The organism is Mesorhizobium oxytropidicola, from assembly GCF_056174625.1.
Map to the genome: position 1 here is coordinate 3,291,505 of NZ_CM149692.1, position 20,128 is coordinate 3,311,632.

Consider the following 20,128-nt stretch of genomic DNA (forward strand, 5'->3'; position numbering starts at 1 on the left):
GAGGGGTTTCGATGACTGGGAAGACTTTTCAATGAAGGATAGGATCAGGGTCGCCATCCTCTATGGCGGGCGCTCGGCCGAGCATGACGTGTCGCGGCTGTCGGCGGCCAATGTGCTGAAGGCGATCGACCGGACGCGCTACGAGGTGGTGCCGATCGCCATTACCAGGGACGGCAGATGGCTGCTGCAACCGTCGTCCGAGGTTGGCGGCGATGGGGCAGGGGCTTCGGTGTCGGAGGATGGCATGGAGGTCGCCCTGCTGCCAGGCGGCAAGGGCCGGCTGGTGGCGGTGTCGAACCGTGCGACGCAGCCTGACCCTGTCGACGTCATCTTCCCCGTCCTGCACGGGCCGTTCGGCGAGGACGGTTCGGTGCAAGGCTATGCCGAGGTCGCCGATGTCGCCTATGTCGGCTGCGGCATCCTGGCTTCCGCCGCCGCCATGGACAAGGACGTCGCCAAGCGACTGCTGCGTGAGGCGGGGCTTACGGTCGCCCGCTCCGTCACCGTGCATCGAGGCAATGTCGGTTCGTTCCAGGAGATTGCCGGGGTGCTTGGGCTGCCTTTCTTCGCCAAGCCGGCGCGCCAGGGCTCGTCCTTCGGCGTGAGCAAGGTGAATGATAGGGATGGTTTCGAGCAGGCCGTCGAAACGGCTTTGCGCTTTGACAGCAAGGCGCTGATCGAGGAGTTCGTCGAAGGCCGCGAGATCGAGTGCTCGGTGCTGGAGCGGGCCGATGGTTCGCTGACGGTCTCGCTGCCCGGCGAGATCATCCCGGCCGGCAAGCACGGCTTCTACACCTATGAGGCGAAATATCTCGACGCCGACGGCGCGCTGGTCAAAGTGCCCGCCGATGTCCCGGCGGATGTCGTTGCCAGGACGGCGGAGATGGCCGCGCAGGCTTTCCGGGCGCTCGGCTGCGAGGCCATGGCGCGCGTCGACTTCTTCCTGCGCGCCGACGGTTCCCTGCTGGTCAACGAGGTCAACACGCTGCCCGGCTTCACCGACATTTCCATGTACGCCAAGGCGCTGGCGGCGATAGGCATCGGTTACAGCCAAGTCATCGACGTGCTGATCGAGCATGCGCTGGCGAGGCATGGGGCGCGGTGAGCCAAAGCCCGCATTAGGCCGTCGCACCCGGCCACCTCACGCCGGTCAAATCCTGCGACACGTCCCACAGCCTTGCAGCGACAGCGGTGTCGCGCGCGTGCCTGCCGATCCTGGCCTCGCCGACCTTGCCCTTCATTTCGAACAGACCTTGCGGACCGTAGTAGCCACCCGCTTTCGCATCGGGCGCTGTCGCGGCGAACAGCGTCGGCAGCGAGCCTGCGGCGGCCGATTGCGAAAGGACCGGCGCGAGCAGCACGCCAAGCCAATCGAAGGGTGACGACCTGCCATTGCGGCCCAGGCGCGGGCCGCTGGTCTGCAGGTCGGTGAGGGCGTAGCCGGGATGCGCTGCGTTGCTCAGCAGGCCCCAGCCATTGGCATCGCTGCGGCGCTGCAGTTCGAAGGCGAACAGGATCATGGCGAGCTTGGATTGCGCGTAAGCCGCCCAGGGCCGGTAGCGCTTGCGCCATTGCAGGTCGTCGAAATGGATCGCCGCCTGGATGCGATGGGCGCCGCTGCTGAGATTGACGACGCGCGTCTTGTTCCCGTTGCGCAGCATCGGCAGCAGGCGGCCGGTCAGGGCGAAATGGCCGAGATAGTTGGTGCCGAACTGCAGTTCGAATCCGTCGGTGGTTTCGTGGCGCGTCGGCGGGGTCATCACGCCGGCATTGTTGACCAGGAGGTCGATCGCCTCCCATTCGCCGGCAAGCTGGCCGGCGAAGGCTTCGACCGAGGCCAGGTCGGCAAGGTCGAGATGGGCATAGCGCACGGCAGCACCAGGAACCGCAGCCTGGACGCGGCTCAGCGCATCCTTGCCCTTGGCTTCGTTGCGTCCGGTCATCAGCACGTCCGCACCGGCCTTCGCGAGCGCCAGAGCGGTCTCGTAACCGAGGCCGCCTGTCGCGCCGGTGATCACCACCTTGCGTCCATGCTGGGGCGGGATGTCATGCGTGGTCCAGGTGCTCATGACTGGGCCACCCGCGACAGGAATGACAGGTCGACGCCTTCGATATCGATGGAGGTACTGACCGGCGCCCATTCCTTCGCAGCCTGCTGGCGTACCGCCTCCGCCTGGCCAAACACATGCAAGGCGTCGCTGCCGAGGATCAGGTGGGCGGGCAGCGTATCGCGCGTGGTGAGATCGACGACGACATCGGCAACCTTGCGCGGGTCGCCGATGGCATTGCCGACATAGGCCTTGAGCATGCCGAGCACGGCACCGACGGTTGGCTCATAATCGGGCAGCAAGGCCGGGGCATTGGCCATGGCGGTGGCGCCCCAGTCGGTGCGCATGCCGCCCGGCTCGACCGAGATGATCTTGACGCCGAAGGGGGCGAGTTCCAGCGCCAGGACTTCGGTGAGACCGCCCACCGCCCATTTGGCCGCCTGATAGGCGCTGAGGCCCGGCGTGGCCGTCCGGCCGCCAACCGAGGAGATGTTGATGATATGGCCCGAACGCTGGCCGCGCATGGCGGGAAGCGCGGCGCGGGTGAGGTTGACGACGCCGTAGAAATTGGTGTCGATCTGCGCCCGGAAATCGACCGCTTCGGTCTGCTCGAAGGGGCTGATATGGCCGAAGCCGGCATTGTTGACGAGAACGTCGAGGCGGCCGAACGTGTTGATCGCGAAGTCAACGGCGGCCTGCGCGGCGGCGGGGTCGGTGACATCGAGCGCGAAGCTGCGCAGCTGCCGGGGTGGCGGCTTTCGAGATCGGCGAGGCGGGTGACATCGCGGGCGGTCGCCACGACGCTGTCGCCGGCGGTAAGGGCCGCCTCGGTGATATCGCGCCCGAGTCCGCGGGCGCTGCCGGTGATCAACCAGATTTTTGGCATTGTCTTGTCCTTTCAGGGAGTTGTCACATAAAAGAGTGAGTAGTCACTCATTTTTGCGGTTGAATTGATGATGTCTTTCGGTGGGTTGCTTCGGTGCCGTTTGAGATTGTGCCTGGGCCGCTACTTCGAGATGCCGTTCCAGAAGAAGGTGAAGCCGGCCTGTTTGTAGTGTTCGCGCTGCCGTAAATCCTGGGCGATGAATTCGAGCGTTGTCTCCGCCAGCGCCTCGAAAATGCCTCCGGCAAAATTCATCGAGCAGCCCTTCAGCTCGCCGTCGACAAGGCTTTCCTCGATCATCGCGTTGATGTCGCCGAAGGCCGCGTTGCCCTGCTGCCTGCTCTGCTCGGTGATCCGCTCGGAAACGCTGAGCTGGCGCATGGTCTTGCGCTTCATCGGATATTCCGCGCCCCAGTCGATGAAGTTGTTCCAGACATGGCGGCAGCGTTCCCTCAGGCTGGCCTGCGACGGATACGAAGTCAGCAGCGCCTTGCCGAGATCGGCCTTGATCTCGAGGTAGAGCTGGTTGAGCAGCTCATCCTTGCTGGCGAAATAATTGAAGAGCGTGCCTTCGGAGAGGCCGGCATCCCTGGCGATCTTCGCCGTGGCCGCACCTGTTCCAAGCATCGCCACCAGGGCGGTAGCCGATGCCAGGATTGCGTCGCGCTTTTCTTCACTGAGGGGGCGGGCCATTTCCAAACCGTTTGAGTGAGTGATCACTCATTTATGGAGGCGAGCACTAAATGTCAAGGGTGTGGGAGCCATCCGGATTGTTGCCCGTTGAGTATCAGCGCCTTGCCGTTGGCGAAGGTTGCACGCCGGCTCAATATATCAGACCATGCTGTTGGCAGGGGGAGACATCAAAGAGTGGCCAATCGTCGAAACGGCACGGCGTCGGCGCCTCAAGGGCTGGACGACATTCTTGCGGCCGCCGCGCCCCATCCGCGAACCGTGTTGCCCAATGTGGCGACCACCGTCACGACGGTGGCGGCGCTGTATTTCGGGCGCGAGGTTTTCCTGCCGATCGCCATAGCGCTGCTCTTGACCTTCGCACTGGCGCCGCTGGTCTCGGCGCTCAAACGGGTCGGCATTCCCCGGATCGCCGCGGTCATCGCCAGTGTGCTCGGCGCCTTCGCGGCGCTTGCGCTGTTCAGCTTCATTGTCGCCACGCAGGTCAGCGAACTGGCGCAGAACATCCCGGTCTATCAGACCAACATCCTAACCAAGATCCGCTCGCTCAAGCAAACCGGCGTCGGGGGCGGGATCATTTCGCGGTTGAGCACCGTGGTCGAGCGTGTCGGCCAGGAGATCGACAGGCAGGACGCCACGCTGCCGGCTGCCACGCCGGACAAGCCACCGCGCGAGCCCGTGCCCGTCGAGATCGTTGCGCGTGAAAGGCCGCTCGAAGTTCTGCAGAACATTGTCGGCCCGCTTATCAGTCCGCTCGGGTCCGCAGGCCTGATCATCGTTGTCGTCATCTTCATGCTGCTCGAGCGGGAGGATTTGCGCGACCGCTTCATCCGCCTTGTCGGCTATGGCGACCTGCACCGCACCACCGAGGCGCTTCGCGATGCCGGCAAGCGCGTCGGTCGCTATCTCTTGATGCAATTGGTCGTCAACATCGTCTACGCCATACCGATCGCGATCGGGCTGTGGATCCTCGGCATCCCCAATGCCTTGCTGTGGGGGCTGCTGGCGCTGGCGCTGCGTTTCGTTCCCTATATCGGCCCGGTCATCGGCGCGTTGCTGCCGTTGTTCCTGGCGCTGGCCGTGGCCCCCGGCTGGGAGCTCGTCGCGTGGACGGCCGCCCTGTTCGTGGTGATGGAGCTGGTCACCGGCAACGTCGTCGAACCCTGGCTTTACGGGTCGCGAACCGGGCTGTCGCCGCTGGCGATCATCGTTGCGGCGATCTTCTGGACGTGGCTGTGGGGACCGCTCGGGCTGGTGCTGTCGACGCCGCTCACCGTCTGCCTGGTGGTGCTGGGCAGGCATGTGCCGCAGTTTGAATTCCTCGACGTGCTGTTCGGCAACGAGCCGGTGCTCGAACCGCATGCGCGCCTCTACCAGCGGCTGCTGGCCGGCGATCCGGACGAAGCCACCGACCATGCCGAAGAGATGCTCGAGGAAAAATATCTGGTCGAATTCTACGACGAGGTGGCCATCCCGGCGCTTCTGCTGGGCGAGCGCGACCGCGTGCGCGGCGTCATGGGCGACCTGCAGAGGCGGCAAGTGGCGGCCAGTGCGCTGACGCTGGTGACCAATCTCGAAGACGATGCGAAGGAGGAAGCGGCCGAGGATGAAAGCCCGCACATCTCCGGGGAGGCGGACGAGCCCGGCGATGCCGCTGGCGAGGACGCGGCCGAGCTGCCCGACGGCACTGGTATGTCGGTGCTTTGCGCCGGCGGGCGAGGGGAACTCGACGATGCCGCCGCAGCAATGCTGGCGCAGGTGCTGGAAGTCCAGGGCGCGACCGCGTCGAAAGTTGGCTTTGCCGACATGGAACCCGCCAGCATCCGCCGGCTCGAGCTCGAAACCATCGACGCCGTGGTGGTCGGCTTCCTCAACCGCGATTCCGTCAAGCACGCCCGCTTCCTGGTTCGCCGGCTGAAGCGGGCGAAGGCCGCACTTCGGGTGGGGATCGTGTTCTGGTCGGAGACCGGCAACGACGACAAGGAAGCGGCGGCCAAACTGGCCCAGGACATCAACGCGGATTTCGTCGCGCATGGCATGGTCGACGCCGTCACGGGCGCGCTGTCGACCGAGCCGCCGGTTGCCCTCAAACTCGTCGCCAAACGCCGCATGCGCCGGCAGCGAGCTGCGCCGAGGAAGGTGGCGGCTGCGGCGGCGGGTTAGGGGCGAAACCTGATCCCTGCGAGTGCGCTGGTGGGGATGCGTTTCACCGAAGACGTCCGCCGCAAGGTCCCGTCCGACTTCAGAAGCCGATATTCCGATCTCTGTTGCGCATTCGGCGCTTTTGCCCTTGATGTCGAGTTCGGCAGGACGAGAACTCATGATGCATGACGATCAGGTGAATATCGACATCGATATCGCCCGCCAGATGATCCACGATCAGTTTCCCCAGTATCGTCATGAGGACATCACCTCAGTTGGATCGTCGGGAACCGTCAACGCCATCTTCCGCATTGGCTCTAAGAGCGCTGCGCGGTTCCCGCTGCGAGCGATGAAGCGGGCCGAATGCGCCGATATGCTTCGGTCGGAGGCCGCTGCCATGGTCGAGATCGGAGAACATTGCTTATTTCCGACACCGCAACCGATTGGGCTCGGCGAGCCCGGTCCTCGATATCCAATGCCATGGGCATTGCAGACGTGGATCGAAGGCGAGGTTGCCACGCCACACGGGCTAAGTGGATCGACGGCGTTCGCCCTTGACCTTGCACACCTCGTGGCATCGTTGCGCCAGGCCGACACGCGAGGTCGACGCTTCGACGGGCAAGGACGTGGTGGACATCTCCCCGATCATGACGATTGGATGGCTGTTTGCCTTGAAAACAGCGAGGGCCTTCTTGATGTGGCTCGACTGCGCGATCTGTGGGCCCGGTTCCGGGAGTTGCCCTCCGCTGGGCCTGTCGTGATGAGTCATAAGGACCTTATCCCACCAAACCTTCTCGTGCGGGGCGCGCGTCTTGTCGGAGTGCTTGATGGCGGCAGTTTCGGACCAGCAGATCCGTCGCTGGATCTGGTGGCCGTGTGGCATCTTCTCGACCGCGAGCGAAGGGCGACCTTTCGGAGCGGTCTTCAAGTCGAGGACCTCTTGTGGAAGCGCGGTGCTGCCTGGGCATTCCAGCAGGCCATGGGTCTCGTCTGGTATTACCGTCGCACCAACCCCGCCATGAGTGCGCTGGGGCGCAGCACGCTCTCTCGCATTCTCGACGATCCTGACATCTGAGCCCTGGTTGTCGGCGCGCGCCGGGCACGCCGCGGCCATGCTGGTCGCTCTATATGACAGCGAAGCTGCAACTGGCCACCAGGCTCTCGCCAGGGCCAAGCACCGACAATCCGTTCCACTTGTCGACCGAACCGCGATTGTGGGCATCCACGACATGACTGACCGGCTCGAAACAGACGAAGTCGCTCGCCTGCGATGGCGAATAGATGAGATAGAAGCTCAGAGCCGGGGATGCTTCGATCCTGAGGCCGCGATTTTGCTCTGGCCAAAATAGGGAAGCGACGCCGGCCCAGCCGGCAAAAGCATTGTTGATCCAACCGCCGGGCAAGGCGGCCGGCGTGGCGAAATCCCAATCGGGACAGGTTGCGACATCCTCGAACCTGTCGGGGAGATGGCTGGGCAGTTCGAGGCATACCTGTGACGCCGGGGCGTGAAGCGTTGTCAGGGCTGTTCTTGGCAACCACGGATGGATGCCAAGCCCGAACGGCAGCCTGACCGGCGCCCCGTTGCGGACCTGAAGCTGCACATCGAGCGCCCGTTCGGTCAGGGCGTAAGCCACCTCGGCGCGATACCGATATGGACCGGGCCCTTCGCTGACGAGCGACAGCCTGGCTTTGTCCGGCATCAGGCTATCGACGTCCCATGCGCTTGAAAATCCATTGCCGTGAATGGGAAAGGGCTCGCCGGCAACGTTGGGGACAATTCGTGGAATGTGTTGTCGAAGGCGAAGCCGCCGCCCGAGATGCGATTTGACCATGGCACGAGCAGGTTGCAGGCGAGATCGAATGGGTTCGTGCTGCCGCCGTCAGGCCATGGCCTGAACAGCGGCGTGCGGCCATGGTCGAACCGCGCCAGACCGGCGCCAAGCGACGGAACGATTTCGGCGGACAGGTCGCCATTTCGAATTTCAATGGTCCGGATCATCGAACTCAGATGGGATCGGCACCGGCAGCGGGGACCGGCTGTTGGTGGCGGCCCTTGCGCGCGACGGCGAGAAGGTCGTTCGAGGCGATGCCGATCAGCGCCTTCATCTGGTTGTGAGCGTCGTCGACCCTGCGCATGCGGATTGCTTCCAGCACATCGCCATGGGCGCTGAGCGTCTGCTGATAGTTGGCGGTGGCCGATGTGGTCAGTCGGAAAGAGAAGCTGAGCGCGGCTGCCAGCATGTTGCCGAGATTGGCGAAAACCGGGTTGCGGCTGGCGCGCAGGATGGCGGTATGAAAGCGGACATCGGCATCGAGACAGGCTGCGAGGTCGTCCTCCGGCGCAATGCGCATGGCCTCATAGGCGGCTTCGATCACCGCGAGATCGCCCGAGGTCGCCATCCTGGCGGCAAGCTGGGCGGCGGCCGGCTCGATGACCAGCCGCGCCTCGATCAAGCCGCGGACGAAATCGAGATCAGGCTCGATATCGCGCATCCATTCGAGAACCTGCGCATCAAGCCTGTTCCATTCGCTCGACACGCGCACACGCGTGCCGGCCCGCTTGCGCGCCTCGATCAGGCCCTTGGCCGAAAGCGTCAGCAGCGCATCGCGAAGTGCTGTGCGGCTGGCGCCGTAGATGACGCACAGTTCAGCCTCCGTCGGCAGGACCGCGTGCTGTGCGTAGGTGCCGGCGAGGATGCGTTGTCCGAGATCGCGTGCGATGCGATCCTTCAGGGACAAGGTGGCGCCATCCCCGGCAGGAAGGTCCTGCTTGCCTTGATCGATTGCAGCGGTCGCCGCGCCCATCGTCATGTCCTGTTCAAGTGGTATTCGGCAATGACCACAGCAAGGATCAGCAGTGAGCCTTTTGCAAGCAATTGATAGAAGGTTGGCACGGACGTCAGTATCATTCCGTTGTTGAGCACGCCAATGATGGCGACGCCGAGCAGCGCGCCGACAATCGTGCCCTTGCCGCCCTGCAAGGCACAGCCACCCAGCACGGCCGCGGTGATGGCCTCGAGTTCCAGGCCCTGGGATCCGGATACGGGCTGACCCGAACCGGTACGGGCAGCCAGCAGGATCCCGGCCAATCCGGCGGCAACGCCACTCATGATGTAGATGCCGACGCGGTAGCGGTTGATGTTGATGCCGGAGAAGCGAGCGACCACGGGATTGCCGCCGAGCGCATAGATGTTGCGGCCGACAATCGAGCGCGCGAGGAAGAGGTGGAATGCGATCGCCGTCAGCACCAGAATCCAGACCAGCAACGGCAGGCCGAGGATGCGTCCGATGCCGATGAACCGGAACGTGTCGCTGAAGATGGCGATCGACTGGCCGTCGGACATGATGAAGGCGATGCCGCGAAAGATCGCCATGGTGCCGAGCGTGGCAATGACCGCGTTGACCCGCCCATAGGTGATGATGATGCCGTTGACGAGACCGGCAAGACCGCCAAGCACCAGGCCGGCAACGATGCCGGCCGCCGGCGACCCGGTCGCCTGGATGGCCATTGCCGTCGAGACCGTGGTCAGACCGACAGTGGCGCCGACGGCGATATCGAGACCGCCGCCGACGATGACCACGGTCTGGCTCATCGCCAGCACGCCGAGAATGGTGATGCCGAGACCGATGTTGAGCAGGTTTCGGCTGGAGAAGAACACATCGCCGCGCAGCGAACCGAAGATGACAACGAGAATGGCGAGCGCCACCAGAAGGCTGATGTTGTGAACGCCAAGGCGCTCCACAAGGCGCGTGGAAACGCCCCTGGCGTCGGTCTGCGCTTTCGATGCGCGAAGCTCGAGGCTGTTCATTGAAAGTGGTCTCCGGGCGCTGGTGCGGATTGCGGCATGGCGTGTTTGAGGATCGTCGCCTCGTCGATGCCGGGGCGGGCAAGTTCTGCCGTGATGCGGCCTCCCGCCATGACAAGAACCCTGTCGGCGAGGCCGATCAGTTCCGGCATTTCCGAGGAAATCAGGATGATGCCGATGCCGCTTGCCGCGAGCTCGTCGATCAGCCGATAGATTTCCACCTTGGCGCCGATGTCGATGCCGCGCGTCGGTTCGTCAAGGATGAGCAGCATCGGCTGCCGGGCAAGCCAGCGCGCCAGAACGACCTTCTGCTGATTGCCGCCCGACAGTTTCGAAACCTGCTCGTCGAGGTTGGGTGCCTTGATCGACATCTTGGCTGCCAGCGGCGAGACAATCTCCAGCGCCTTGCGCCGGTTAAAGAAGCCGAAGCTCGACGTCTTGTCGGGCACGCAAAGTGCTGCGTTGTCGAGAATGCTTCGGAACAGCAGCAACGCCTCGTGCTTGCGGTCTTCGGGAGCAAAGCCGATGCCGGCGACGATCGCCGCATGCGGACTGTTGGGGAGAACGGGCACGCCGTTCATGGCTATGGTGCCGGCGATGCGCCGGTCATAGCCGACAATCGCCTTTGCCAGTTCGGAGCGGCCCGCACCCATAAGGCCGGCGATGCCGAGCACTTCGCCGCGACGAACCCTGAGGCTGACATCGCTGACGCGGTCGGTGGTCAATCCCGCCACATCAAGCAATTGTTCCCCGGACCGCCAGGTCTCGCGTGTGAACAGATCGGCGATGTCGCGGCCGACCATGAGCTTGGCGATGGTCTGCTCGCTGGCGCCGGCCGCCGGCGAATCGTCGACCAGCCTGCCGTCGCGCAACACGACAATGCGGTCGGCAAGGTCGATGACCTCGTTCAGCCGGTGCGAGATGTAGATGATCGACGTGCCGTCCTCGCGCAGCCGGCGGATGACGGAAAACAGGCGACGCGCTTCATCATCGGTCAGCGACGAGGTCGGCTCGTCGAAGGCGATCAGCCGGCCGCCGGCACGGATGGCGCGCATGATCTCGATCATCTGGCGTTGCGCCGGGCCGAGCGTGCCGCAGAGTTGGCGTGGCCGCATGTCCTGCTGCATGCCGAAGGTCGCAAGCACCCGGTTGGTCTGCTCCTCCAGCTTGCGCCAGTCGAGCAGGACGCCTGCCAGGCGCGGCAATTCGCCGACGAAAATGTTCTCGGCCACGGTCAGGTTCGGCACGATCTCCGGCTCCTGATGGATGACGCGTATTCCGGCCCGGTGGCTGTCGCGCGGTTCGCCGAAAACGATCGGCGTGGAACCGTGCCGCACGGTGCCGGTGTCCGGCCCGAACACGCCCTCGAGAATGCGCATCATCGTCGATTTGCCGGCCCCGTTCTCGCCGACCAAAGCGAGCACCTCGCCTGGCCGGAAAGCGATCGAGACGTTGTCGAGCGCCTGCACGACGCCGAAGCGTTTCGATATGCCGTCGAGCGAGAAGAAGTCCGATTGCATCAAGGCTCACTCCCAAGGATCGATCCGTGTTCGGTGGCATTGCAGCCAGCGAACCTGCCGACTGGAAAGCGTCATGCGCCCCTGGGGACGCATGACGCAGGTCCGGCTCAGTGGCAGAGCTTGGCCTTGTAGTCCGACGCAAAATTGCCGGCGGTGATGTATTCCGGGTCGGTGAAGGACTGAACGGGCAGCTTCGTTCCGTCCTTGATCGAGGCCAGCAGAATCTTCACCGCCAACGCGCCATGGTTCGCCGAATTGAGCCACATCGTACCACGGAATGCCGAAGGCTTGCCTGATCCGAAGGCTTCGCAGGCGCGGCTGCCGTCAATGCCGATGCCCATGCCCTGGTCCGCTGCATAGCCGGCATTTTCCAGCGCTCGCGACGCACCCAGCACGCCGTCATCGTTGCAGGAATAGAAGATCCAGTTGGTGACGCCGGGATTGGCCGTCAATGTGGTGGTCATGACGTCGATGGCGTTGACCATCGTGTTGTCATAGGGGACGCGAAGGATGTTTGCCGGCTTGAAATCGGGCACCGCCTTCAGGAACGCTTCCTCGGCACCCTTGTTGCGCTGCATGCAGGTGTCGGCCTTGCGGTCCTCGATCGAGGCGATACGCACCTCCTTGCCGGCCCAGCCGTCGGCCTTGTAGAGCTTGGCCAGTTCTTCGCCTACCCGCGCACCGATATTGTAGGCATTCATGCCGACATAGGGGACCTGGGTGCCGTCCTGGTAGTAGATATCGTCATCGACCGCCACCAGCGGGATTTTCGCCGCCTTGGCCTTCTCGGCGATGACCGGTCCCAGCGCCTTGTCGGGAACGACGATGGCGATGCCCTTGACGCCGTCGCCGACCATCGTGTCGAAGGTGGTGATCGTCAGATTGGAGTCGAACTGGACGTCTTGCGACACGAAGGTGGCGCCGGCCGCCTCGGCCGCTTTCTTGGCGCCGCCGACTTCGGCGACGAACCATGGATGCTCGCCCATCTTGTTGATGTAGCCGATCTTGATGTCGTCGGCGCTTGCCGCGCCAGCCATCAGTCCGGCAGCCAGTATCGCCAATGTTGCCAGAGCCTTTGTCGTCGTTTTCATGTGGATCCTCCCTGCTTGGTTGTCAGTCGTGGTAGAGAACCGAGCGTCCACCATCGATGGTGATCGTCTCGGCATTGATGAACGGCGCTTCGTCCGAAGCGAGGAAAACCGCCGTCATTGCAACTTCGTCCGGCCGGCCAATGCGCTTGGGCGGATGAAGATCGTAGGCCCGCCGCTTCTCCTCGGCCGGGTCTGGAAAGGTGTTCCAATAGGCTTCCGCGATCGGTGTCTCGATGTAGCCGGGGGCGATCGCATTCACGCGGATGCCGCGCGCCGCATATTCGATGCCGAGCGAGCGGGTCAGGCCGACCAGCGCATGCTTGGCGACCGGATAGGGAAATGTGTGGGGAATGATCTTGAAGGCGTGGCAACTGGCTATGTTGACGATCGACCCCGAACCCTTCGCCAGCATCGTCGGCAACACCGCCCTGCTGCAGAACCACGCGGCCTGGAGATCCAGCCTGAGACAGCGGTCCCATTCCTCGTCCGGCATCAGCAAAGGTTCGTGGAAGACATTGGCGCCGGCATTGTTGACGAGAACATCGACGCCGCCATAGGCCGCGATCGTCTTTGCCACCATGTCGGCCACTGCCGCTGTGTCGGTGACATCGGTTTCGACGAAAAGGGCATCAGTGCCCTTGGCACGCAATTCGTCGGCGAGCGCCTTGCCGGTTGCCGCATTGAGCTCGGCAATCACGGTCTTTGCCCCCTGCATCGCGAAGGCCCGGGCGGTGGCGGCGCCAATGCCCTGACCGGCGCCGGTGACGATTGCGGTCTTTCCCTGAAGCCTGCCTGTCATGGCGCTCACCAATCGACCACGGTGCCGTCGGGCATGACGGCGTTGCGGGCATGCAGCACTTCCTGCTTGAAGGGGTGGCGCGCGATCACATCTTCATTCACGGTGACGCCAAGGCCCGGCAGATTGGGCACGTCCCAGCGGCCGGGTTTGCGATCGATCGGCCAGGTGACGACGTCGTCGTACCAGGCGACCGCGCCCGACATCTCCTCCTGGATGATGACGTTCGGCGTCGATATGCCGAAGTGAAGCGCCGCGACGCCGGCGATCGGGCCGAGCGGGTTGTGCGGCGCAAGGCCGATGCCGGCGGTTTCCGCTAGCGCCGCGATCTTCTTAGTCTCGAGCAGACCGCCAGTATGGCAGATATCGGGCTGGGCAATGTTGAACGCGCGCGCCGCGATCGATTGCGTGAACTCGCGGCGCCCGATCAGCCGCTCGCCGGATGCGATGGGTATCGCCGATCGCGCGGTGATATGCGCCAGGCCGGCGACATCTTCGGGCGGCACCGGCTCTTCGGCGAACATGATGCGGGCCGGTTCGATCGCCTTGAGATAGTCCATCGCCGCGTTGACGGAGGCCGGGCGTCCGTGAAAGTCGACCATGATGTCGATATCGGGACCGACGGCCTCGCGCAGCGCGCCAACCATGTTGGCGACGGAGTCGACCGCTTTCGCCGGCGAGACATAGTGGGTGTAGGGAATGCAGACGACCTTGACCGCGTCGTAGCCGGCCTGCGTGACGATGCGTCCGCGTTCGACGATCGTGTCCGCCGACCCGCTCTCATAGACCGCCTTCATGTCGCCGAGGCCGAGATGCGTGTAGGTGCGCAGATGGTCGCGGACCTGGCCGCCGAGAAGCCGCCAGACCGGGACGCCCAGCGACTTGCCCAGAATGTCCCAGAGCGCGATCTCGATGCCGCTGACGGCCGACATTCCCTCGACGCCGAGACGCCAGAAACCGTGGCGCGTCAGGATTTGGTAGCACTGCTCCACATTGCGCGGATCCTGCCCGACGAGCAGTGCCTCAAGATCCTGAAGCGCGCCGACGACGGCACGTGTCTTCCATTCCAGCGTTGCCTCACCCCAGCCAAACAGACCGGGCTCATCGGTTTCGACCCGAACGAAAACCCAGTTGCGCATTTCCGCATTGCAGACGAGCGCCTTGATGGCCGTAATTTTCATAGATGCTCCCAGACGCGTCGTCTTTTTTAAGCTTATTATGTATGATTTATTATGAAACATATGAGCAAGTCAAGCGCGGCATCGGGTTGCCCTCGGGACAATCCTCGGCACGCTTGACGTCACCGGTGCCGATCATGTGGAACCGATCGAGCTTCTTCGTGGCGACGCAAATCGCCGGCGCTGGACCTGCGTTACTCCGTTGGGCGGTAGGTTAGCGATTGCTAATTCGCTGGGAACAATGCAGCCTAGCCTGAGGCTCGAAAGGCCATTTCCCGGGGCGGGACCATGCAGGAAGGGTACGCGGCACAGCAACTGGTGCAGAAGCCATGACACGCGCGCAGTTGGCTGGCGTCATCCTGGGCTTGTCGCTGGTCGCGGCGCTTACCATTGTCCGGGCGAGCGACCCGCAGCCGTTGCGGCTGGCCCGCGAAGCGACGTTCGACCAATATCAGAGACTGGCACCTCGCAGGTTCGAGCCGATGCCCGTCCGCGTGGTCGACATCGACGAGGCTTCCTTGCGGCAGTTCGGGCAGTGGCCGTGGCCCAGGGATCGCATGGCGGCTCTGGTCGACAAACTGACGGAGCTTGGTGCGGCTGCCATCGCATTCGACATCGTTTTCGCCGAGCCCGATCGTCTGTCGCCTCGCACTGTCGTCCGCGCCGTGCCAGGCGTCGATCCTGCCTTGCTCGATCGCTTGCCCGACAATGACGAAATCTTCGCCCAATCGATCGCCGGCAAGCCAGTTATCCTGGGTTACGGCATCTCCAACGAAGGCAACTATCGGCCGCAAGTGAAGGCTGGCATTGCCTTTACGGGGGAGAGTCCGGTCGATGCTCCTCCCCATGTCAGGGCAGCCACACCGCTGCGGCCGCAGCTTGAGGCCAATGCCGCCGGCATCGGGCATATCAGCCTCAATCCGGGCAGATCGACCGCCGTGGTGAGGGCAGCTCCGCTCTTTCTGACGGATGGCGAACAGCTTTATCCGGGTCTTGCCCTTGAAGCCATAAGGGTAGCGCAGGGCGCCTCCACCTACGTCATTGCCGGCGCGCCGGACCGGCCGGGTATAATGACCTCCGTCAAGATCGGCGACTTCGTTGTCCCGGTGACTTCGGCCGGCGAACTCTGGCTCTATGTCAGCCCCGACAGGGCGGAACGGTATGTTTCGGCAAAGGACGTGCTCGCACCCGGCGGCGTCTCGCCCGAAACAAAGGCCGCGATAGAGGGCAGCATCGTGTTTGTCGGCACTTCCGCCGCCGGGCTGCAGGATATTCGTGTCACGGCACTCGGTGAGAACGTGCCGGGCGTCTCGCTCCACGCGCAGATGGTTGAACAGATACTGTCCGGCCACTATCTGTCGCGGCCCGATTGGGCAAACGGGCTGGAAATAGCGTCGATCGCGACGCTGGGCAGCCTTCTGGTGGTTCTCACGATTTTCGTAAGCCCCGCGATTGCGCTCGCCTGCGGCCTGGCGATCACGGGCCTGGCGCTCGTCGCATCATGGCTTGCCTTTTCGCTTGCGGGACTGCTGTTCGACCCGTTTGCGCCGATCGTCATGGGCACGATCACGCATTTCGCGACAACCTCTTTCCGCTTCCTGGTGACTGACCGGGAGCGGCGCGCGATCCGGCGGGCCTTCGGCCAATATTTGTCGCCATCGCTTCTCTACCGCATCGAGCACACGCGCGACGCACTTCGTCTTGGCGGCGATGACCGCGAGCTGACCGTGATGTTTGTCGATGTGCGAAACTTCACCCAGATCAGCGAAAGACTGCCGCCCACAGCCGTCGTGCGGTTTCTGAACACGCTTCTCGACGCGCTCAGCCGTCATGTCACCGCCAATGAAGGCACACTCGACAAGTTCATCGGCGATTCGATCATGGCCTTTTGGAATGCCCCGGTCGATGTCGCAGATCATCCTGCCAAGGCCGTCCGCGCGGCATTGGCCATGCGCGAGACGATTGCTCGCCTCAACGAAAGCGATGCATTCGGATTCGGGGCCGAGCAGACGGTTCGCATCGGTATCGGAATCCATACCGGCATCGCCTGCGTCGGAAACATGGGGGCGGAGTCACGATTCAACTATTCGGCTGTTGGCGACGCGGTGAACGTCGCGGCGCGTATCGAGACAGCGTGCAAGATGGTGAATTTCGACATCCTCGCGTCCGACGACACAGTACGATCGCTGGCAGGCTGGGCCGTGCTCGACGCGGGATCGCTGGAGCTCAAGGGAAAGAGCGCGAGGACGAAGATCAACGCCGTCGTCGGCGATGAAAATGTTGCCTCGTCGCCGGATTTTGCGGAGTTGCGGCTTCTCCACGGCAAGATCGTCGAGGCGTTGCGTTCGCGCTCGCCACGCAGCCGAAAGATCATTGCGGCGGCCAAAGCCAAGGCCGCGAGCCTGCCGGCAGGCTTGCACGACTTCTATGGCCGGATATCGCGCAGACCGGATGATTTTCTTGCCAAACGGGCGGGAGCGGCGGTGGAAGCGAATGCCGGATATGCGGAGCAACAATTCGGCTCCGATTCCTGACCGTCGAATACCGGACGCGCCGAGAAAAAAGAGTGGCTATCCCCTGCCATGGCCATTGCCGTGGCCTCTTCCGGGATTGCTTGGATCGTGGTGACCCGGATCGTTTCCATTGCCGTTGTTGCCGTCATCCGTGTCGCCTGGCGGGCTCGGCGGGCTCGGCGGGCTCGGCGGGCTCGGCGGATCCGGCGGGCTGGGCGGGCTCGGCGGATCGGGTGTGCCCGGACTGGGTGGGCCGGGCGGATTGGGCGCCGGTGAGGCTCGCCTTTGCTGCGGCGCGGTGCCCTCACGCTGACTGGAGGCCGTAAGCCCGCAACCGGTCGCGCTAAAGCTGCCAGAAAGCTGCTGGTTGCCGGTCAGAAACGGCAATGCCCGCGAGGTGCCGAGTCTGGTGAGCACAGATTGATTGACCTTGACGACGTCGGTCATTGCGCCTGATGGCGTCGCGACCACACAATCGCAGCGCCGCTTCAGTTCCCTGCAGCCGCCGCCGTTGCAGAAACGGGCCGACCCCTTCAGGAGCACGACGGCGGTTGTGCCGTTGGGCGCGATGTGGACATCGAATGCTGTTCCCCGCACGCCTATTGTGCCTGCAGGCGTCACGATCTGGTAGGCCGACGAAGGCGAGCTTCCGCTTATCCAGCGAAACGTTCCCTTGGCGGCGCGGACGGTAAGGTTCTTCACCGAATTCTCACCGCTGAACACGTACTTGTCGATGACGACGGAAGAACCCCACCCCACCGCCAGCTTGGTGCCATCCAGGAACACGAACTGGCCAAGCCCGGTATTGGATGTCCTGATACGTTCGTCGCGATGAACGGGTGCGCTGACCACCAGCGGTCCGGTTGCGCCGGTAACGGCAGTCTTGATCACGACTGCCTGGCCCACTGTTTCGGCGGCCATTATCGGTGTCGCATTGTTGAGCGTCACGGCAAGCGCGACAACAACAGCCCATCTAAAGGACGGCATGGCATCCCCCGTGATGCTTTCATTAGGACATTCTTAACTATCACATGCTTACGTTGGGGAATACATCAATTTGAATGGGACCTAGCGCGCTCGCTCAGGCGACGCTCGAGGGCACGAACTCGACCGCATCGCTCGTCGGCCAGTCGTCCTCCAACTACATTGGCAATGGCGCTGCGGGGGGCTAAGGCAAAATCCGAGCGCTCAGATCGAAGCCGACTCTCTCCCAGATGAAGCGAAGCAGTCGATGGGACCGTTCACATCTCATATTTCGCCGTGAAGACAACCGGGCTGCTGCCTGATTGCATGCTACGGGTCAGTGCGAATTTCCGTTCGCACCCTCTGTGGCGTCTTTCCGGTCCAGGCATGAAACGCCCGGGCGAATGAGTTAGAATCCTCAAAACCTAACAGGAACGAAATCTCCGCACTCGACATTTGGGTGGTACGCAAATAATGGCGCGCCAAAGAATCGCGCAAGGTGTCCAGCGTCTCCTGGAACGTGGTTCCCTCGTCGTGCAGTCTGCGCTGTAGCGTGCGGGTGCTGACCCCGAGTTTTCGGCTGACCACCTGCATCGATACCTCACCGGCCGGCAATGTCTCGAGCAGCGTGCTGCGCACCCGTTCGATCATGCCGGCCGTCCTATCCAGGTCCGCCAATCGCTGGCGCAAGGCGGGCTCGAAGAACGACCACATATTGTTGTTTTCCGTCAGGAAGGGACGCTCAATGTCCCCCGCCGCGAATACAAGGGTGGCCAATGGCGTACTGGTCACGGGCACACCGAAGTAGGTCCTGTAAAGACCTGACTCTGATTCACTTTTTGGCGGCGACGGCCAACCCACTCGCAACGGCTGCACAGGACTGCGCGTCGCCAACCGTGCCAGCTGAACAAAAAATACCAGCTTGAACGCCAAAAAGACGCTTGGCGGGTGCTTGGTGTGGTCCAGGAAATCGATCGTGACGATGACTTCAGCCGTCTTGCGTTCTACCTTGATCGCCATGGGTGCGATCAGCCGCACATACTTCGCAATGCGATCGAGAGCATTGCCCATATTAGCGCTGCACAACGCAGCGAACAGTTCTGGATCGAACCAGTCGGAAGACATCACTTTGGCAATGCGCAAGGGGGCCGGCAAATCCGGATCAACGAATCCAGCCTCAGCCCCAATTGCCTCCCAGAGCCTGTAGAAGGTCTCCGAGTCCAGGCGAACGTTTTCTCGCGCAAACAAATCGCCCGGTAACTGCGCCCGGCGCAACACAGGTGACGTCGCCAACCCGGCGTCTTGCATCAACAACCGCCAGCCCGGCCAAACCGCGTATTCTAAAACCGAGCCGCGTCGGCCATTCGCTGCAGATCTGTTTTTACGATTCATAGTCCGATTCTATGAAGCGGATCACGCCACGACAATAGCAGATGGCGTCAAAGGCCTCAGCATCAGGTTGGCGCGTTCCGCTGAAAGTTGGCGCGTTCGGCGAGTGCGGCTCGCCAAGTTCGGTGGCAAATATGCGGCCTGTTCAGAAGAGAGACATGAAATGAGCAAGACGGTTTTGATAACGGGCGCATCGTCAGGTTTTGGCTTGATGCTTGCCAACACACTCCACAAGCGGGGCCTTGATGTCATTGGCACCAGCCGTGATCCGGAAAAATATGCGGCCAAGGTGCCCTTCAAACTTATGCGCCTGGATATCGACGATGACAGCTCCATCCGGTCGTTTGCCGACGAGCTGTTTCAGCATGGCAAGCAACTTGATGTGTTGGTCAACAACGCTGGCTACATGCTCACAGGCATAGCCGAAGAGACGCCTATTGATCTTGGCAGACGGCAATTTGAGACCAATTTCTGGGGCACGGTGAAGGTTACGAATGCCATTTTGCCTTACCTCCGGAGGCAAAAGAAAGGTCAGATCATCACCGTCAGCTCTGTTGTGGCCTTGATCGGCCCACCGAACCTTTCCTACTACTCGGCCTCAAAACACGCCGTTGAAGGTTATTTCAAGTCGCTACGGTTCGAACTCGCTCAATTTAACATCAAAGTCAGCATGGTCGAGCCGGTCTGGTTCAAAACCAACCTCGGTCACAATGCAATCTCGTCAGCCGCCGGCAACATCGCGGACTACAATGTCTATCGCAAACAAGTACAAATTGCGACGCAGTCCGATATAGATGCGGCGGAAGAGCCCGATGCGGTTATCCATACCATCACCAAGCTTATCGGGACGAACGAGCCAAAGTTCAGCAACCCGGTGGGGAAGATGATCTGGATGATACTTTTCCTGCAAAACTACGCGCCGAAAATGTTTGAAAGCTCAATAATGAAGCGTGTGGCGACGGCCAAACAAAGAACCTGATACATAATCGAGAGTCAAGCACACCCGACAGGTACCTCTGCCCAGATCGCGGCTTTCATCAAAGGCACACAGAAAGCCTGACAGCACCCGCGTCGCAGGATCATGAATCGCGTTCTGCTCGCTATCCCCC

At 62.6% G+C, this 20,128-nt stretch carries 18 protein-coding genes; 5 read left to right on the top strand and 13 right to left on the bottom strand.

The genetic code is table 11. The features are described from left to right. Positions 1-31 precede the first annotated feature (31 nt). Complete coding sequence (locus tag AC0V8S_RS16430; RefSeq protein ID WP_475438372.1) at positions 32-1,105, top strand: D-alanine--D-alanine ligase family protein; 1,074 nt, start codon at positions 32-34, stop codon at positions 1,103-1,105. 13 nt (positions 1,106-1,118) lie between these two features. On the opposite strand, the gene AC0V8S_RS16435 is transcribed toward AC0V8S_RS16430, so the two are convergent. The 3 genes from AC0V8S_RS16435 to AC0V8S_RS16445 all read right to left on the bottom strand — a co-directional run bounded on the left by AC0V8S_RS16435 (position 1,119) and on the right by AC0V8S_RS16445 (position 3,624). Beyond that, positions 1,119-2,069, bottom strand: a complete 951-nt coding sequence (locus AC0V8S_RS16435; protein WP_475438373.1) for an oxidoreductase — start codon at positions 2,067-2,069, stop codon at positions 1,119-1,121. After that, positions 2,066-2,950 carry an SDR family NAD(P)-dependent oxidoreductase gene (locus AC0V8S_RS16440; RefSeq protein ID WP_475438639.1) on the bottom strand — a complete coding sequence of 295 codons (885 nt, stop codon included), beginning with the start codon at positions 2,948-2,950 and terminating at the stop codon, positions 2,066-2,068. The genes AC0V8S_RS16435 and AC0V8S_RS16440 overlap by 4 nt, the downstream gene beginning before the upstream one ends. Positions 2,951-3,054: 104 nt before the next feature. Continuing rightward, complete coding sequence (locus tag AC0V8S_RS16445; RefSeq protein ID WP_475438374.1) at positions 3,055-3,624, bottom strand: TetR/AcrR family transcriptional regulator; 570 nt, start codon at positions 3,622-3,624, stop codon at positions 3,055-3,057. A 174-nt stretch (positions 3,625-3,798) separates the two neighbouring features. Here AC0V8S_RS16445 and AC0V8S_RS16450 point away from each other — a divergent pair, with 174 nt between their 5' ends. Further along, a complete protein-coding gene (locus AC0V8S_RS16450; protein WP_475438375.1) occupies positions 3,799-5,784 on the top strand; it encodes an AI-2E family transporter in 1,986 nt (661 codons plus the stop codon). A 157-nt stretch (positions 5,785-5,941) separates the two neighbouring features. Then, positions 5,942-6,838, top strand: a complete 897-nt coding sequence (locus AC0V8S_RS16455; RefSeq protein WP_475438376.1) for an aminoglycoside phosphotransferase family protein — start codon at positions 5,942-5,944, stop codon at positions 6,836-6,838. Positions 6,839-6,887: 49 nt separating this feature from the next. Here AC0V8S_RS16455 and AC0V8S_RS16460 read toward each other — a convergent pair whose 3' ends face one another. The 8 genes from AC0V8S_RS16460 to dgoD all read right to left on the bottom strand — a co-directional run bounded on the left by AC0V8S_RS16460 (position 6,888) and on the right by dgoD (position 14,157). Further along, a complete protein-coding gene (locus AC0V8S_RS16460; RefSeq protein WP_475438640.1) occupies positions 6,888-7,550 on the bottom strand; it encodes an aldose 1-epimerase in 663 nt (220 codons plus the stop codon). After that, the gene (locus tag AC0V8S_RS16465; protein WP_475438778.1) at positions 7,463-7,762 is read right to left on the bottom strand and encodes a hypothetical protein; all 300 of its coding nucleotides are present in this window, start codon (positions 7,760-7,762) and stop codon (positions 7,463-7,465) included. Before AC0V8S_RS16465 ends, AC0V8S_RS16460 begins: the two co-directional genes overlap by 88 nt. A gap of 5 nt (positions 7,763-7,767) precedes the next feature. After that, the gene (locus tag AC0V8S_RS16470; protein WP_475438377.1) at positions 7,768-8,568 is read right to left on the bottom strand and encodes a FadR/GntR family transcriptional regulator; all 801 of its coding nucleotides are present in this window, start codon (positions 8,566-8,568) and stop codon (positions 7,768-7,770) included. Between the two features lie 2 nt (positions 8,569-8,570). Beyond that, on the bottom strand, positions 8,571-9,572 hold the full coding sequence (locus AC0V8S_RS16475; protein WP_095203569.1) for an ABC transporter permease: 1,002 nt from the start codon (positions 9,570-9,572) through the stop codon (positions 8,571-8,573). After that, positions 9,569-11,089 (bottom strand): sugar ABC transporter ATP-binding protein, encoded by a 1,521-nt coding sequence (locus AC0V8S_RS16480; RefSeq protein WP_475438378.1) that lies wholly within the window; start codon positions 11,087-11,089, stop codon positions 9,569-9,571. Before AC0V8S_RS16480 ends, AC0V8S_RS16475 begins: the two co-directional genes overlap by 4 nt. A gap of 107 nt (positions 11,090-11,196) precedes the next feature. Further along, positions 11,197-12,180: a substrate-binding domain-containing protein gene (locus tag AC0V8S_RS16485; RefSeq protein WP_095203567.1), complete on the bottom strand. Its 984-nt coding sequence runs from the start codon at positions 12,178-12,180 to the stop codon at positions 11,197-11,199. Positions 12,181-12,202: 22 nt separating this feature from the next. Continuing rightward, positions 12,203-12,979 (bottom strand): SDR family oxidoreductase, encoded by a 777-nt coding sequence (locus tag AC0V8S_RS16490; RefSeq protein ID WP_475438379.1) that lies wholly within the window; start codon positions 12,977-12,979, stop codon positions 12,203-12,205. A 5-nt stretch (positions 12,980-12,984) separates the two neighbouring features. Further along, positions 12,985-14,157 (bottom strand): galactonate dehydratase, encoded by a 1,173-nt coding sequence (dgoD, locus tag AC0V8S_RS16495; protein WP_183461230.1) that lies wholly within the window; start codon positions 14,155-14,157, stop codon positions 12,985-12,987. Positions 14,158-14,483: 326 nt separating this feature from the next. Between dgoD and AC0V8S_RS16500 the strand changes: the two genes are divergently transcribed. Next, positions 14,484-16,688 carry a CHASE2 domain-containing protein gene (locus AC0V8S_RS16500; protein ID WP_475438380.1) on the top strand — a complete coding sequence of 735 codons (2,205 nt, stop codon included), beginning with the start codon at positions 14,484-14,486 and terminating at the stop codon, positions 16,686-16,688. Positions 16,689-16,724: 36 nt separating this feature from the next. On the opposite strand, the gene AC0V8S_RS16505 is transcribed toward AC0V8S_RS16500, so the two are convergent. Together AC0V8S_RS16505 and AC0V8S_RS16510 are read right to left on the bottom strand one after the other, a co-directional pair. Beyond that, positions 16,725-17,654 (bottom strand): FecR family protein, encoded by a 930-nt coding sequence (locus AC0V8S_RS16505; RefSeq protein WP_475438381.1) that lies wholly within the window; start codon positions 17,652-17,654, stop codon positions 16,725-16,727. Between the two features lie 306 nt (positions 17,655-17,960). Then, entirely contained in the window at positions 17,961-19,022 is a 1,062-nt protein-coding gene (locus AC0V8S_RS16510) for an AraC family transcriptional regulator (protein ID WP_210308060.1), read from the bottom strand. Positions 19,023-19,182: 160 nt separating this feature from the next. Here AC0V8S_RS16510 and AC0V8S_RS16515 point away from each other — a divergent pair, with 160 nt between their 5' ends. Next, a complete protein-coding gene (locus AC0V8S_RS16515; protein ID WP_475438382.1) occupies positions 19,183-19,998 on the top strand; it encodes an SDR family oxidoreductase in 816 nt (271 codons plus the stop codon). The last annotated feature ends 130 nt before the right edge of the window (positions 19,999-20,128 follow it).

Coding starts and splice junctions, on each gene's coding strand:
- AC0V8S_RS16430 (WP_475438372.1), top strand. CDS start 32: ATGAAGGATAGGATCAGGGTCGCCATCCTCTATGGCGGGCGCTCGGCC.
- AC0V8S_RS16435 (WP_475438373.1), bottom strand. CDS start 2,069: ATGAGCACCTGGACCACGCATGACATCCCGCCCCAGCATGGACGCAAG.
- AC0V8S_RS16445 (WP_475438374.1), bottom strand. CDS start 3,624: ATGGCCCGCCCCCTCAGTGAAGAAAAGCGCGACGCAATCCTGGCATCG.
- AC0V8S_RS16455 (WP_475438376.1), top strand. CDS start 5,942: ATGATGCATGACGATCAGGTGAATATCGACATCGATATCGCCCGCCAG.
- AC0V8S_RS16465 (WP_475438778.1), bottom strand. CDS start 7,762: ATGATCCGGACCATTGAAATTCGAAATGGCGACCTGTCCGCCGAAATC.
- AC0V8S_RS16470 (WP_475438377.1), bottom strand. CDS start 8,568: ATGGGCGCGGCGACCGCTGCAATCGATCAAGGCAAGCAGGACCTTCCT.
- AC0V8S_RS16475 (WP_095203569.1), bottom strand. CDS start 9,572: ATGAACAGCCTCGAGCTTCGCGCATCGAAAGCGCAGACCGACGCCAGG.
- AC0V8S_RS16480 (WP_475438378.1), bottom strand. CDS start 11,089: ATGCAATCGGACTTCTTCTCGCTCGACGGCATATCGAAACGCTTCGGC.
- AC0V8S_RS16485 (WP_095203567.1), bottom strand. CDS start 12,180: ATGAAAACGACGACAAAGGCTCTGGCAACATTGGCGATACTGGCTGCC.
- AC0V8S_RS16490 (WP_475438379.1), bottom strand. CDS start 12,979: ATGACAGGCAGGCTTCAGGGAAAGACCGCAATCGTCACCGGCGCCGGT.
- dgoD (WP_183461230.1), bottom strand. CDS start 14,157: ATGAAAATTACGGCCATCAAGGCGCTCGTCTGCAATGCGGAAATGCGC.
- AC0V8S_RS16500 (WP_475438380.1), top strand. CDS start 14,484: ATGACACGCGCGCAGTTGGCTGGCGTCATCCTGGGCTTGTCGCTGGTC.
- AC0V8S_RS16505 (WP_475438381.1), bottom strand. CDS start 17,654: ATGCCGTCCTTTAGATGGGCTGTTGTTGTCGCGCTTGCCGTGACGCTC.
- AC0V8S_RS16510 (WP_210308060.1), bottom strand. CDS start 19,022: ATGAATCGTAAAAACAGATCTGCAGCGAATGGCCGACGCGGCTCGGTT.
- AC0V8S_RS16515 (WP_475438382.1), top strand. CDS start 19,183: ATGAGCAAGACGGTTTTGATAACGGGCGCATCGTCAGGTTTTGGCTTG.